At 42.6% G+C, this 15,185-nt stretch carries 6 protein-coding genes; 1 reads left to right on the plus strand and 5 read right to left on the minus strand.

Annotated features, from left to right (window positions below):
- Window positions 1-49: 49 nt before the first annotated feature.
- From G613_RS0103640 to G613_RS0103660, 5 genes are all read right to left on the minus strand, one after another.
- Window positions 50-2,545 (minus strand): clostripain-related cysteine peptidase, encoded by a 2,496-nt coding sequence (locus tag G613_RS0103640; protein ID WP_029231364.1) that lies wholly within the window; start codon window positions 2,543-2,545, stop codon window positions 50-52.
- A 165-nt stretch (window positions 2,546-2,710) separates the two neighbouring features.
- Window positions 2,711-9,541, minus strand: a complete 6,831-nt coding sequence (locus tag G613_RS0103645; protein WP_029231365.1) for an Ig-like domain-containing protein — start codon at window positions 9,539-9,541, stop codon at window positions 2,711-2,713.
- Window positions 9,542-9,800: 259 nt separating this feature from the next.
- Window positions 9,801-10,856, minus strand: coding sequence for a LacI family DNA-binding transcriptional regulator (locus G613_RS0103650; protein WP_029231366.1), 1,056 nt, complete (start codon window positions 10,854-10,856; stop codon window positions 9,801-9,803).
- Window positions 10,857-10,922: 66 nt separating this feature from the next.
- The gene (locus tag G613_RS0103655) at window positions 10,923-12,719 is read right to left on the minus strand and encodes a glycoside hydrolase (protein WP_029231367.1); all 1,797 of its coding nucleotides are present in this window, start codon (window positions 12,717-12,719) and stop codon (window positions 10,923-10,925) included.
- Window positions 12,720-12,891: 172 nt separating this feature from the next.
- Complete coding sequence (locus G613_RS0103660) at window positions 12,892-14,079, minus strand: aldo/keto reductase (protein WP_334291381.1); 1,188 nt, start codon at window positions 14,077-14,079, stop codon at window positions 12,892-12,894.
- Between the two features lie 193 nt (window positions 14,080-14,272).
- Between G613_RS0103660 and G613_RS0103665 the strand changes: the two genes are divergently transcribed.
- Window positions 14,273-15,142 (plus strand): GGDEF domain-containing protein, encoded by an 870-nt coding sequence (locus G613_RS0103665; protein WP_029231369.1) that lies wholly within the window; start codon window positions 14,273-14,275, stop codon window positions 15,140-15,142.
- The last annotated feature ends 43 nt before the right edge of the window (window positions 15,143-15,185 follow it).

The raw sequence follows: 15,185 nt of genomic DNA on the forward strand, positions 1-15,185 counted from the left end.
CCCATAATTATAGTCAGTGACCAGTAAATAAGCCACTGACTATTTTTCTTTAATATTCTAATGCCGGTGTCCAGTACTCTTCACCATAGATGTCTGTAAAGCAATACATAACTACAGTCTTGCCATCTCCTACAGGAAGATTGTTGATCACCATTTCTGAAACAGGCTTGTCTACCGTAACCTGCTCTCCCAGGAAATAGCTGTCCTGATAGTTTTGGTTGTAATCATAGAAATCGCAGACATAGTCAATTGTATCGCCTTCCTGAATTTCAGTAAGACTCTTGGCAACTGTTTCTGTTTCGCCATTTACATAATCATAAACCGCGCCTGCTACAAATCCATCTTCATTTTCAGAATTAAATACGATGATGAGATTAGCTCTATCCCCGTTGAGCAAACATGGAACGCGGCCTGTTATTGCGTAGCTGTTCTCATCTCCCTGGATATCTTCTACGTAGAAGGCTACTATCTGTCCGTCAATTGCAAGCCATGTCTTGTCATCGGGAGCAAGAAGATTTCCATCCTCGTCAAACTCAAAGGTTGTATCCATTCCAAGGTCCACATAGCCCTCACCGTCATCATAGAACATGTGAAGCTTCAGGTCATTAACAAGCTTCCACTGATCCTCAGTAAGTGAGATGCAGGTATAATCCTCTGCATTCGGTGCCCATACAAGAGCTGTAGGATCAAAATGATGCTCTGCAATGTAGGAAGACGCCTGGTCTACATCTAGACTCTTTCCAAGGAAGGATGAGTTTGAAGATGTGAGACCTGAAATGCTGCTCATATCGCTGGTAAGGAATCCTGACAAAAGCTGCATCAGCATGTCTGATGAAACGCTTCCGCCGGCACTTGTTGTACCTGCAGAAGAAGTGGTTGGTGTTCCAAACAGTGATGCCATCGGACTTCCTGTTCCGCCGGCTGCTGCCTGTCCGCCAACTCCCATTGCCGCAAAGTTCTGAATACATTTAGCATAATTTTCATCCATTCCGATGGCCTCGTAGGTTCCAACCATGGAATCTACCTTTGAAGCCTTCTGATAAGGGAAGTAGATAGAAAGACCGTATGCATTTGTCATGTTTGAGCTGGTTCTGTTGTACTTGATAGCACCCTTAAGGGCCTCTGCCAGCTCTTTTGCCTCATCTGTTCCAATCCTGTTTGCAAGGTCTACAAGGTCCACCTGATCGATTCTGGATGAAGTAGCAAATTCTCTTGTGCTGCTACGAGCATTTGAAACTGTAGCATAGTCACTGGTGATCATCTCAGAAGTATTCTTGGAGAAATCTGCCAGTTCAGCAGGTACTGTCTGAGAAAGCTCAGCCAGATCTATCAAAGAAAGTGTTGTCTTCTGTCCGGGACAAGACTGGGCGCAGGCATTTGTGAAGGCATCAATGATGTTCTTGCCAATCTCAGTTGTTTCCATGGAAGTGTTGCTTCCAAGAGCTGAAAGCCAACTTGTGTAATACCAGCCAACACCTGGTTCTGTCTCCTCAGAGGCAACAAGGTAATCTGCGTAGTTTGAAACTACAAGGGCATTCTCTACGGTAGCCATAAGGCATGTATCAAAGCCTACAAAATCAAAGGTTACTCCGCCGTCCTTGAGCGCAGTATTAATTCCTGCAAGAGACATCGCTCCTGCCGAAGAGAACTTCTCATCATAACCGTAGCCACCGGTTGATCCGCCGCCGTGATTCCAGAAAATAAAGTCATATCTGTCTGCAGGGAAATTAGATGCTCCCCATTTAATAAATCCTGAAAGTGTATCTGCCTTGGTCATAGGAACACTGCCAAGGTTATCTCTAAGGCAAATGAGCTTGCCGTCCTTTACCTGATAAATCTGGTTAGTTGAGCTTGAAATAACATTGTTCTGCCACTGCTTGGCTCCACCAGTATAGAGGATAAGGTTGATCTTATCATCGAACTTGGCTGCCAGCATTTCCTGAATATCCTTGGAAGCCATTCCGCCTCTGGACTCAAGGTCTGCACCGCACATATAAACCATGATGGTGATGGTATCCTGACCATTGCCCTTAATTACAGTGCGCTTCGCTCTAGCTGCAGATGCTACAGAAGTATTGAGCTTTCCGGTGTTTGGTGTATCACTCCAGCTTGCAGATGCCATACTTCCGCCTGAATATGAACCTGATCCACCGCCTAACATGGATCCAAATAGTGACAACATACTACCGTCATAGCCATTAGAAAAACCTGTTGTGGTCTGCGACTGTGACGATGTTGTTGTGGTCTGAGTTGTTGTCTGGGGAGCTGTTTCAGTATATGAAACTGTATCCGTTCCGCCTCCTCCCAGCAGAGATGTTAAGCCTCCGCCGCCTCCCAGAAGCAGGAAAAGAACTATAATGATCATAAACAGTGGGCTTCTTCCACCGGATCTTTTCATTCCACCATCATTTCCGTTTCCCGAGCTGCTGCCGGAATATCCGTTGGTGCTGCCGACAGGACCGGTCCCAAGGCCGTCGCCTCTTCTATGGACGCCGCTTCCTCCTGTTCCCACATTCTTTTTTCTTCCTACAGGTCTATTTTCCATATGCTGCCTCCTAAATCAGATGAAAACTACAATTTTCATTCAACTTATCTTAGTTTTCTCGAATTATCGCACTTTACATTATACTATATTTTATTTGCGATAAATTCTTATAACAGAAAAAGTTCAAGTCAATTTACGACTTGAACTTTTCCTGAACATTTTATCTTATTTTACGAGGTGGCCTAATTCGTCAAACGTATACTTTTGACCCCATTTTGTGATTGTTTCATTTCTGGCCATTGCTCCATCTGACTTTGCATAGTACTTGTAGTCTCCTGACTCTATCCAGGCACTTGTCTGCAGAACACCCTTGTCAGAAAGACAGTAGGTCTTTCCATCTACATCGACAAATCCGGTCTGCATTATTCCATCTTCATCAAAGTAATATTTGGATCCCCACTTATTTATCCATTCGCTCTTAGCAACTGTTCCATCAGACTTAACATAATACTTATTGCCATTCTCTGTAATCCAGTTGCTGGTCTGACGTGCTCCACTTGCTGAGAAATAATATGTAGCTCCGTCTGCATCAACAAATCCGGTCTGCATTACTCCGTTTTCATCAAAGTAGTATACTGCACCCCATCTTGTCATCCAACCGGTTACCATCTTACCATCTTTGTCGAAGTAATATTTATTGCTTCCATCTTCAGCAAAGAGACTTGTCTGTTTAGCACCCTTTGAATTGAAGCAGTAATAAACTCCGTCAACCTTCTGTATTCCTTCAAGAGTCTTACCGTCTTCAGTTTCGTAGTATGTAGCTTCCCACTTTGTGTACCAGCGGCCGTTTGTATATCCAAGGCTCTCTTTTTCTTTATCCATAGAGTCCTTGATAACGGCAATGAAGCTAAGTACCGGATCAGGATTTCCAGTCTTGGCAACGCTTACTGTAACCTTTGTATCCTCTGTAACTTCAAAGCTTACTGTCTCAAGCCTTGCGCTATCTGAAGATCCAAGAGTAAAGTTCTTCTGTGCAAGAGAATTACCTGCCTCATCTGTAACTGTAATTCTTGTAGGTCTTGAAGTGTTCCACCACTCCTGGAATCCCTCTGCTACTGTGTACTGACCCTTCTCAAGAGTAAATACATAGTCGATTGTCTTGTTACCTGCTGCCCAGAAACCATGTCCCCAAATATCGGAACCTGAATTCTTGTAACCAACATCGTAGCTCTCTGCATTCTCTGAGCTTCTTACGCCGTTATAACCTGACACCCCTGTCACCGTGAAGTCTTCGTCTGCGGCTGTATTTCGAATCTGCCTTCCAAGTACCTTCCTTGCAGCTGTAAGATAATCTGCTTCCTCATCACCCAAAACGTTTCTTGAAGCACTGTCGTAGAAGTAGATCATCTTATCAGGAATCATGCTTACTGTATGGGTAAAGCTTCTGTTGTAATCAGCTATAACACCTGTAACTTCTACATCGCCAACAAGGTCAGCTGCGTCTGTATTCCATGTAACTGCTTTGGTTACTACGCTTCCATCTGAAAGAGTAAGCTCAATTTCTGATGGGAGTTTATAGGCCAAATCTTCCTTGGAAAGAGCATATGTAGGAAGCCCGGTATTTATCTCAAATACCCCCTTGTTCTCAAGCTCATCCAGAGTCCAGTTAGAATAGCTTCTAAGAGCAATTCTGTTACCTGCAAGGAACTCAACAGGGAGCCAAACGTATCTTGATTCGCTGAGATCTCCTGAATTCCATCTATCACCCATGTAGATGAACTTTCCAGCTGCTGCATCTACTGGGAATACGCAAGTAGACTGAGTTCTGTAAGTTGTATTTGCACCTGAATCTGTACAAGGATTATTAACTGTTGTCCAAGGTCCCATTGGGCTTTCAGCATATGCATAGCTTGCAGGGTTTGGATCCCATCCTGTACAGCCTGATGTGATCATATAATAGGTTCCGTTGTACTTGAACATTGCGGGAGCTTCTCTTGATGCACCTGCAAAGTTGAGTGTAAAGTCTTCCCCAAGTACCGCATGTTTCTGATCGTTTGCAAGGTATGTGTACTCATCATTGAGCTTGGCAATATACATATTTGTATTGCCGTCAGATGAATACATTACATAAGCTGTTCCGTCATCATCCTTGAAGACGTTCATATCTCTTACTGAGCCCCATGCTGACTCGTCGCTATCCCACTGATGATCTGCTGTCTCTGAGTAGTTAAGCTTGTAAGCTCCAAGGAATTTGAATGGTCCATAAGGTGAATCTGAAATAGCCACACCTGCTCTGGCTTTTCCATAATTTGATCCGGTCGGATTACTCTTGGTATTTCCATCGCAGTGCCACCACATTACATACTTGCCAGTCTTATCATTATAGAGAACCTTAGGTCTCTCCATAACAGTTCTGTCAGCTGCGATATTCCAGTATACTTCTTCAAGCTTGTTATCATACTGGGAGTCATCTGCTGCCTGTCCCTTGTAATCTCCATAGAGTGTTGCAAAATACTCGTCCTCTTCGAAGATTGAAAGATCTGCCTGATAGCCAGCCTCCTTGAACTTGCCATAATTTTCATCAGCTATAGGAATTGCCTTAAAAGGAACTCCCTCATCTGTCCAGTTGTAAAGATCCGTTGAGGTGTAAAGATGTACACCTACAACCGGCTGATAATCATAAGTCTTATCTTCACCGTACCAATAGTACTTGGTTACTCCATCGATAGTGAACTGCTGAATCTGTCCACCATGAGCCTGAACTTGAACTCCGTTGTTATCGTATAATGGAGCACCCTCTACACCTGTGATTGAAGTGTAGTTAATAATGTAAGTTTCATAGAGGTTTTCAAATGCTTCCTTCAAGTTCTTGTAAGCCTCTTTAATTGCAGCTGTATCTGTACTGTTTGCATCAATGAGAGCCTTTGCTGCCTCTTCTGCTTCTTCAAATGCCAAAAGAGTTTCTTTTGTATAGGTCTTACCTTCCATTGCACTGCGATAGCTTTCAATAGCTGCTCTCAATGTATTTACATCATACTCTGGAACTGCTTTTACAATAATGTAGCTAAGCAGAGGATCCACATAGGAACTTGTTCTGTTTGTAGCATAAGCATAAAGATTAAGTGTTCCATCTGTAACTTCTACGTTGTAGGTTCTCTCCACAAGTGAGTTCTGTCCAAGGTTAAGACCGGACTCAACACATGTTCCCTCGATGTCATAGCTTATATCTCTTGCACTCCAAGGGCTCTTAACGCCGATGGTTACGAGATACTCATTGTTACTTCTGTCAGGCATTTCGAAGCTGTAGTAAAGTCCGCTCACGCCTTTCTCATATGTCCAACCCTTATCTGACATATATGCATAGGTTCCTGTAAGTGAGCCATCAGATGATCCGCCGTTTACTCTTACACCGTACTGCTCATCTGTTTCATATCCCCACTTAAGGCCTGTTTCTGCATCAACTGCTACTTCCTGGTCTGTAACTGTCTGATAAAGGCCAAGTGAATAACCGTCTGGAACAACTGTTGTATCTTTACTTGCAACATCTACAAGGTAGAGAACATAATCATTTGCTGCGATTTCTTCCTCTGAGAACTGATTTCCATCTGTGTCTACAAATTCTGAAATCTCTTTTACCAAAAGATCTACATCGTCCTGAGTTGTAGCTGCTCTGAGCATAAGCTTCTGAGCTCTCTCTAAAAGAGAATTAAGTCTATCAATCTTTGACTCTGAATACTGAGCTGTATCTACTGCCTGAGCTTTTGCAAGAGCACTCTTAAGCTCATCAAGTTTTAAGTTCTTCTGGATCCTGATAAATGAAAGAACCGGGTCAGGACCACCATTTTTGCGAACTGAGAAGGTTACATTTCCCGCCTCAGCAAGGCTATAGCTGTATACAGGTGTGTTCCAGTTGTTGTTACCATTCTTGGCATTTGTATTTCCAAGAAGTGCCTCACCGTTATCTGTTACTGCGTAAACAGACATTGGCCTTGACTGATTCCACCACTCCTTGAAGCCGAAGGTAAGTGTATAGTCACCTGCTTCAAGCGGCACTGTGTAATCGATACTCTGATTAGAATATGCATACCATCCATATGCCCATGGGTCATCGTCTGAGTTGTTGTATGCGCCGTAGTCTGCAAGTCTTCCCCAAGTTCCATCATACTTCTGGTCCGGAACCTCATTGAAAAGATCTGCATAGGAATCCATTGTCTTGTATGAAGTATGTCCTACTTCATTGTCGTTACAGTCGATGTACCAAGCCATGTTAGGTTCAACGTACTTGATGGAGAAAGTTACTTCGTAGCCATATCCGTCAAGATTTCCTGTAACTTCTTTTGCTGAAGAAAGATCTACACCATCGAGATCCCAGGTTACATTTGCATTAATTGTATTATTCTTACTTGTCTGAACGCTTACTGTCTTAGGAAGAACAGGAAGAGTTCCCTTTACTGCATAAATAGTGCTCTCATCTACAGAAACTACTGTCTCTGCGCTACTATCATAGGTAACACCCTCAATAATATATGTTGTGATTGAGTTAGCTTTAAGTGTTGCTGATACGTTCTTGGAAGCTCTGTCTACAACGATATTGTCTATAGCTGTAACATCAGCCCAGTTCTCACCGTCTGCTCTGCTTCCGCTTGTACGGATAGCTGTTACCTTGTCACCAATCTCAGAGAAATCCTGAAGATTGAATTTCCAGGTCTGATCTGAACCTGCTGTATTAACAGCAACAACTACAACTTTTCCTTCCTTGGGATCAAAAGCTGCTACTGTAGAATCACTTGAAGCAATGATTGCATATCCCGGTCTGATGTATCTTGAGAACTGGCCAAATGCGTAGTACTTCTTGCTAAGAAGAAGCTCCTGGTTATCATGATCTGCGATGGCAATTCCCCAGAAACCATCACCGTTTGAAAGCATATTTTCAACAGATTCTCTGGTTGCTGTGTCAAACTCGTTATTTGAATCAATGTGGATATCTACTGCATCCCACATGATCCATGCTGAAGGCATCATGCCATTAACGTCTGTAATGATTCTCTGTGCAAAACCAAGGCCTGCTTTCATCTCACCGGCATTTGATCCTGCTTCGAAAGTCCCATCAACTTCGCTCATCCAAAGGTTCTTTCCTGCAGACTCTGAAAGCGCCTTAAGTCCTGCTCTGTTTGATCCGCTGTAGGTATGAGCGTCAATTCTGTCCACAACCTCTTTTGCCTCGTCTGTAAGAGCGTTAAAAGAGGTAATGGCTGTATCGATGCTTGTCTCATCAGATGCTGAGATAAGAATATCAATACCCTTTTTCTCAAGCTCTTTATTAAGTTCAACAAGTATTCTTGACTGAGACTCTCCGATATCAAAGTGGCAGCCTTCCTGTTTGTTGTTAAAGGCTGACCAGTAATTGGTATAAGGCTCATTCATAGGTGTTGTACTCTGGAAGTTTATAACACCTTCGTCAGCCCAGTGCTCGATTACATCTGCCATGTAGCAGGCAAAAGCTGTATAAGAATCTGATCTTAAGTTATCTACACTTGGATCAACTCCGCCTGATGAGCAGCCTGACACTGTCATGAAATATGGTGGTGAATTGGAGAATGCTTCACCAATAAACTCATCGCCTGCTGCCTGTGCTGCTGCAATAAGAACGTTCATCTGATTCTTATCAGCATCCCAGTCATAGTTCCAAGCGTAGCCGCATTCGAAATCAGCTCTTGCAAAGTTGGTTTCATAATACTCAGCACTCTCTTTTTCCAGATTGATCTTGGTTACGTCTGTGGCATAACCGGGAACAATTGAGTCTGATCTCTTAATGTGCTCTCCGTGAAGGAAATCACTGCTCTCTGGAAGTACTCCCTCTTCTCCGGACTTAATAAGAGCCATCTTAACAAAGTCGAGGCACCAGTCACCGTCTGCTCCGCCGATATCAATCTTATTAACACCGCTCTTAAGTTCTACATTCTCAAATGTAACAACATAGAGCATGTTGTTATTTCCTGAAGCTACAAGGTTCTTGTTTACCTCAGAAGCAGATACTGTATAGATCTTAGGCTCTGCTGAAACTGTTTCTAAAAGGTTGTCTTCTGATATCTGCTCAACGTTTACGTCAACCTCGACCTCATTATCAGCACTTACAGATGCAGCTTCAACTTCACCATCTTCTGCCTCTTCTTTTTCTTCCTGGCTATCTTCTAAGTCATCTACTTTTTCTTTATCATCTGCGTCAGCGTCCACTTCTTTTTCTTCCTCTACAGACGCTTCAACAGATGCTGAATCGCTGGCTTCTTCTCCCTCAATTACATCGCCGACTACTTCTAAATTCCCTTCTGTTCCGGCATCTTCCTCCAGATGGCTGTAGGTTGCAGCCTCTTCGGAAGTAACCTTTATGCTGACACCTCTTTTGTTTGTGCCTGAAAGAGTGAACAGCATCTTGATGGTGTATGTTCCATCTTCATTTGCATTTATCAGATAGTGGAGGTTATCACCTGAACCGATACCACCATCTAAGTTGTTGATCCATCCAATAGTGTCAAAAGAGCCGACTTTCTTGCCGGATGTGAATCCGAAATCCGCATCAGACTTAGAAAAGCTTGCATCCTTAAGGCTACTGTTTGTAGAAACCTTCATGTTAGAACCCGCATAGCTAAGGTTCTCTGATGATGTATCATAGAATACTGCTTTGTCATTGACTGATACTTCAGGAGCTTCCCCGACGTTATCACCGCCTCCCACGTTGTACCTGCCAATTGTCATTCCAAGGCCTTCTTCCTTGTCAAAAAAGGCTGTTGCTGCCTGCTGCGTAAGCTCATCACTATACCCCACGCGATTAGCCCACCAGCACAGTGATGTTCCAAAGCCCTGGAATTCACCGAAACCATCTCCATCAGTGTCATTAAACAATGATGCTGTTGCAGGAGAAAGCTTAACTGTCTTGTCAGCCTTCGCCTCGGCAGCCTGGGCCGTAATACCTGTCAGACTTCCCGCCTGGAACAAGGTAGTAAAGGCCGTGGTTACGCCTAGAACTGATGCTAGTACCTTTTTCCAATCCTTCCTCATTTTGTACCCCTTTCAACTTTTTCATACTACCAGTTTCCCAAACTGGTATTTGTAGATAATTGATAAACCGTCTACATAGAATTCTAAGATTAATTGTGAAATAATACTATCTGACATTTTTACTAAAATTTTACTTCAAAAATTTTACACATTTTTATTAAGTTTATTTCACCTATATTTCGTATTTTTACACAAAAAGAAGCACCCACATTTCCACGAGTGCTCCCAAATTGCTTCAAAACATATTAAATTCGCGCAGTTACTGCATTTTCCTGATGCTTGCCCTCTCCATAAGAGTTGTAGGAATCAACGTTGTAAAGGGTATATTCACATATCCGTTTATCAGCTTGGTAAGTGCCTCAACTGCTGCTCTTGCCATCTCATCCATATAAATGTGAATACCGGTGATAGGCGGCTGCATATAGGAGGCAAGAACAGTGTCATTATAGCCAAGTACGCTTATATCCTCCGGAACCTGAAGTCCTGCGTTCTGCACAGCCTTAATTGCTCCAAGGGCTGTAGCCTCATTGTATGTAAAAAGAGCTGTAACCTTATCCTCATCAGATCTGAGATTATTATCCGACACTATGAAATTCATGACTTTATCAGTAGCATCCCTTGCAGTTCCGGTTACATCTATAGTTTCAGGATGAACTTTTCCCTCATAGCTTTTGGTAATAGTTTTAAAGATCCTACGTCTGTCCTCAGGAGCTGAAATTGCCTTGGAATCTCTTGAATTTTCAGGTCCAACAAAAGCAATATTTGTATGCCCCTGTCTCACAAGATAATCCACACCCTGTCTAACTCCGGTCTCGTAGTTGGTCTTAATGCTACAGAATTTCTGCTCATCCGGAGATGAATCCACAAAAACAATTTTCTCTGTTCTTTTCTTCATAGCTGCAATGCGCTCTTCTGAGAACTGGCCTATTGCAATGATGCCATCAATCGGTCTTCCCATGTTCCTATACTCGGAAAGCCCCTCGTCGTACTGCATGGGAACTGCCTCTATTTCTTCTTCCATGCATACCTTTTCCACATTGTTCTTAAGGTACATGTAGTAGGCATCTTCAATCTGCTCTCCCACACTCAGCATTTCCACAATTCCTACTCTCGAGAGCTTATGAAGTCCCTTCTTTTTGGCTGCTTCATACTTTTTTCTCTCAGTTTTGGTTTTGTAATTAAGGCGACCTGCGGTCTCTATAATTAGTTCTCTGGTTGCCTCAGGTACGTTCAAGGTGTCATCTTCATTGAGAACTCTTGAGACAGTTGCTATAGAAAAACCGCTCTCTGCCGCTATTTCTTTTAATGTAGCCATTATTCCCCCATATGTAGCCACCAAAATAACCATCAATGACTGCAATAAATATATTTCTTCTGTTCATCACTTGATTATGAAAGTTGTGATAGAGCTTCCCTTCACAAGACTTGTGAACTTGTTCCCCTCAAACGCAATACCACTATCATCTGTAACATCAGCCCAGTTCTCATCCTTACTGGTTCTGATAGCTGTGACAGATCCAAATTCCAAGCCAAGTTCTGACAGATCAAATTCCCATTTTAGGTCATCGGAATTAGTATTCATGGCAACAATTACAGCACTCTTTTCCTGTCTGTTTACTGCAGCAACTGTTGTGCTTGATGATCCTACGAGTGTATATCCGGGCCTTATGTATCTTGAGAACTGTCCGAAGGCATAGTACTTCTTGCTAAGAAGAAGCTCCTCTTTATCATGATCTGCAATAGCGATACCCCAGAACGGAGTTCCTTCCTCTATGATCTTGTCAGCCTCCTGCCTGGTACAGGTGTCATATTTATTATTTGTATCCACATGAAGATCTACCGCATCCCACATAATCCATGCACTTGGCATAAGGCCGTTTAAATCTTCCATGATTGCCTCTGAAAAGCCAAGCGCTGCGCTCATTCCGGTAGCTTTTTTGCCGATAGAATATGTGCCGTCAACCTCACTCATCCAAAGGTTTACCCCGGCTTCCTGCGCTGTCTGTCTGAGCATTTCGCGCTGGGTTCCCTGATAAGAGTGAGTATCAATTCTTGTCACTGCCTCTTTTGCCTCGGGAGTAAGATGCTTGTAGGAAATAATAGCCGCATCGATGCTGGTTTCATCGGAAGCGCAGATGATAATATCTATTCCCTTGTTCTGAAGCTCTTTATTAAGCTCCACAAGTATTCTGGACTGGGACTCTCCCTGAGTGAAGTGGCAACCTTCCTGCTTCTCGCTCCACATTTTCCAATAGCTTGTTGCAGGCTCATTCATAGGGTCAACGCTCTGGAAGTTTATAACACCCTCTTTGGCCCAGTGCTCGATCACATCTGCCATATAACAGGCAAAGGCTGTAACAGAGTCCTCTCGCAGGTTATCTACAGAAGGATCCTCTCCTCCTGAGGTGCATCCAGAAACTGTCATGAAGTATGGCGGTGAATTGGAAAATGCTTCCCCAATAAACTCATCTCCTGCTGACTTGGCTGCTGCAATTAAGATATTCATCTGGTTCTTGTCTGCATCCCAGTCATAGTTCCAGGCGAAGCCGCAGTCATAATCAACTCTGGTAAAAGAGCTCTCGTAATAATCTTTATTATTCTTGCTAAGGTCAATCTTGGTTACATCAACGCAGTAGCCGGGAACAACAGAATCTGATCTTCTGATATGCTCCTTGTGAAGGAAAGGGCTTTCTTCCTTCATCTGGGCCGTAACATCCTCTGTAGTAACATTGTCGCCGCCGCCTACATTGTAACGTCCGATGGTCATTCCAAGACCGGTTTCTTTGTTATAAAAGGCCTCTGCAGATGCTTCTGTTAGTTTCTCACTATAGCCACATCTGTTTGCCCACCAGCAAAGACTGGTTCCAAAGCCCTGGAACTCGCCGTAGCCGTCACCATCTGTGTCATTAAAGGTCTGAATATTACTTGTATCAAGTTTGATAGTCCTTGAAATATCCATATCTGCCACCATTTCCTCTATGCTTACGTTATCGCCATCTTCTCCATTAGAAGCTGCCTCATTTGCCGATGTATCTGCAGATGCTACTTCTTCCTGATTACTCTGACCGGCGGCATCATCGGTGCCTGCGGCAGCCCCGCAACCTGTAAGCTGGCTTAGGGCAAGAACCGCAGCAAATAACCCTGCAGATAATTTGTGTTTCCCAATACTGTTTCTCATCTCATTCCTCTGATAATCTTGTATAACTCTTACAGGTAAAAACCTGTATCTTCCATCCACAATGATAATATATTTGTTTTTATATTAGAATTCATTTTTTTACTAAATTTTTACTATTATTTATGTGCATAAAAAGATGGTACTACCGATTTACGGTAATACCATCACTTCTTTATTCAAACTCTTTTGCCACTTCTTTAAGACAATTTCTAATCTCAATATGCTGTGGGCAGACACTCTCACAAGCTCCGCACTCTATGCAGGCGCTGGCCTTTCCCTGGTCCCCGGATGTAATGAATGCGTTATAACGCCATTTTTGACTATTGTCCTTAAATGCCTTGTACATATTATATGCCTTGAAAATCTCAGGGATCTTAATATTCATAGGACAATGACTTTGCTCAACACAGTAATGACAAGCTGTACAAGGAACTGCCTTTACTTCCTTGGCTATAGCTACGACCTTGTCGATAGCTGCAAATTCCTGCTCAGAGAGAGGCTTGAAATCTTTCATAAATGAAACATTGTCCTTCATCTGGGCCATATCGCTCATTCCGGAGAGAACTATTCTGATACCCTCCTGGCTTGCTGCAAATTTGATTGCGTAGCCGGCGTTAGAGAGCCCACTTCCCAGTTCGTCAAATACTGCCTGTGCCTCATTAGGAAGATTTACAAGGGTTCCTCCCTTAACCGGCTCCATAACGATCATAGGCTTGCCATGCTTTCTGCAAACCTCATAGCACTTGCGGCTCTGAACTCCCGGATCCTCATAATCCAAATAGTTGAACTGGATCTGAACAATCTCAACATCAGGATATGTGGTAAGGATCTTATCAAGAACTTCTGCACTGTCATGGAAAGAAAGTCCAACGTGCCTGATCTTGCCTTCCTTCTTGAGCTCAAAGGCTGTCTCGTAAGCTCTGCATTCCTTGTATTGCTCAAAGTTTCTGGCATTCTGAGCGTGCATGAGATAGAAATCAAAGTACTCAACACCGCAAGCCTCAAGCTGGCTCTGGAAGAATGGTCTTATATCCTCTTCCTTATGGAAATAGGAATCTGAAAGCTTATTTGTTAAAAGAAATTTCTCTCTCGGATATCTGTCTGAAATAGCTACCTTAATAGCCTTCTCAGATTTACCGTCAATGTATCCGTGAGCCGTATCAAAGTAGTTGAACCCATTATCTATAAAGTAATCAACCATATCCTTGAACTGCTCAATGTCTACCTCTTTATCGATCATTGGAAGTCTCATACACCCAAAACCGAAAAAGGTTTTAATTTCTTGAAAAGAATTGTCCATCGCTTGCCCTCCGAACAGCACACTTTTACCAATTGTGTGCAATATTATGTTGTTAAGCATACCTATTAGTAATTTTAACATAGATGCTGCTTTATTAAATATGTCAAAATACCCTATTCTTCCCCTTTCTAATTGTTAATTATGTTAGTCTCTTCCACAAAAGTTAATCATATTTTTATACAATTAAAACATTTTAAATACGTTAATGTGATAATATTTTAATAGAGGAATGTGCCCTCTGAAGGTAGCGAAAATGGACGTTCTAAACAACTCTGATATTCTAAACAACATATTGGCCATAATCCCGGTTGGTGTATTTTGGAAGGATAAAGACAGACGGTTTCTTGGAGCAAACCAGATGTTTTTGGATTATTATGGCCTAAATTCAGTGGATGATATCATTGGGAAAACCGATGAAGACATGGGCTGGCATATTGATCCGGAGCCCTATAGAGCCGTGGAATACAGAGTTATACGTGATGGAGAAACAGTCAAAGATGTTCCCGGACAGTGTATTGTAAAAGGGCGAGTTCGTAATATCAGAGCTTCTAAATCTCCCCTTAGGATAAATGGCGAAATTGTTGGACTGGTTGGTTCTTTTGTGGATGTAACAGATGACCTTGCAGAAAAAGATCGCCTGTCTGTACTGTCCCAGACCGACGAACTTACAGGCGTCTTCAACAGAAGAGCCTTCAGCGAAATCGCTAAAAAATACGAAGAACAATATCAAAGAGACAAGACTGATTTCGTCTTATACATGATGGATATTGATGATTTTAAGAGTATTAACGATAACTACGGACACGAATACGGAAATCTTGTACTACAGTCACTTTGTAAAAGCCTTACATTAGTGGCTGCCGACAACTGTGTTTTATTCAGATATGGCGGTGATGAATTTGTAATTCTTCATCAGCTTCAGGATCCTTCCGAAGCTGAAGAGATGCAGAAAAAGATAATAAAGGCCGTAGATTCTCCGCGTAATATAGACGGCCTCAACCTGACTGTAAAAGCCTCTATAGGCTACGCTCTCTACTCTGAGACCACATATATTTCAACCTTGATTGAAAGAGCCGATCAGAGAATGTACGAAATGAAAAATGAGCACAAGGCTAATCGTTAACTACTAATCACGAAGCCTTGTGCTTTTTATTTGTAACTATAAC

It is taken from the genome of Butyrivibrio sp. VCB2006, assembly GCF_000420945.1.
In the GTDB taxonomy this organism is placed as follows: Bacteria; Bacillota; Clostridia; order Lachnospirales; family Lachnospiraceae; genus Butyrivibrio.

Excerpts from the sequence above, each read along its gene's own strand:
- G613_RS0103645 (WP_029231365.1), bottom strand. The coding sequence starts at position 9,541 with ATGAGGAAGGATTGGAAAAAGGTACTAGCATCAGTTCTAGGCGTAACC.
- G613_RS0103660 (WP_334291381.1), bottom strand. The coding sequence starts at position 14,079 with ATGCTTAACAACATAATATTGCACACAATTGGTAAAAGTGTGCTGTTC.
- G613_RS0103655 (WP_029231367.1), bottom strand. The coding sequence starts at position 12,719 with ATGAGAAACAGTATTGGGAAACACAAATTATCTGCAGGGTTATTTGCT.
- G613_RS0103640 (WP_029231364.1), bottom strand. The coding sequence starts at position 2,545 with ATGGAAAATAGACCTGTAGGAAGAAAAAAGAATGTGGGAACAGGAGGA.
- G613_RS0103665 (WP_029231369.1), top strand. The coding sequence starts at position 14,273 with ATGGACGTTCTAAACAACTCTGATATTCTAAACAACATATTGGCCATA.
- G613_RS0103650 (WP_029231366.1), bottom strand. The coding sequence starts at position 10,856 with ATGGCTACATTAAAAGAAATAGCGGCAGAGAGCGGTTTTTCTATAGCA.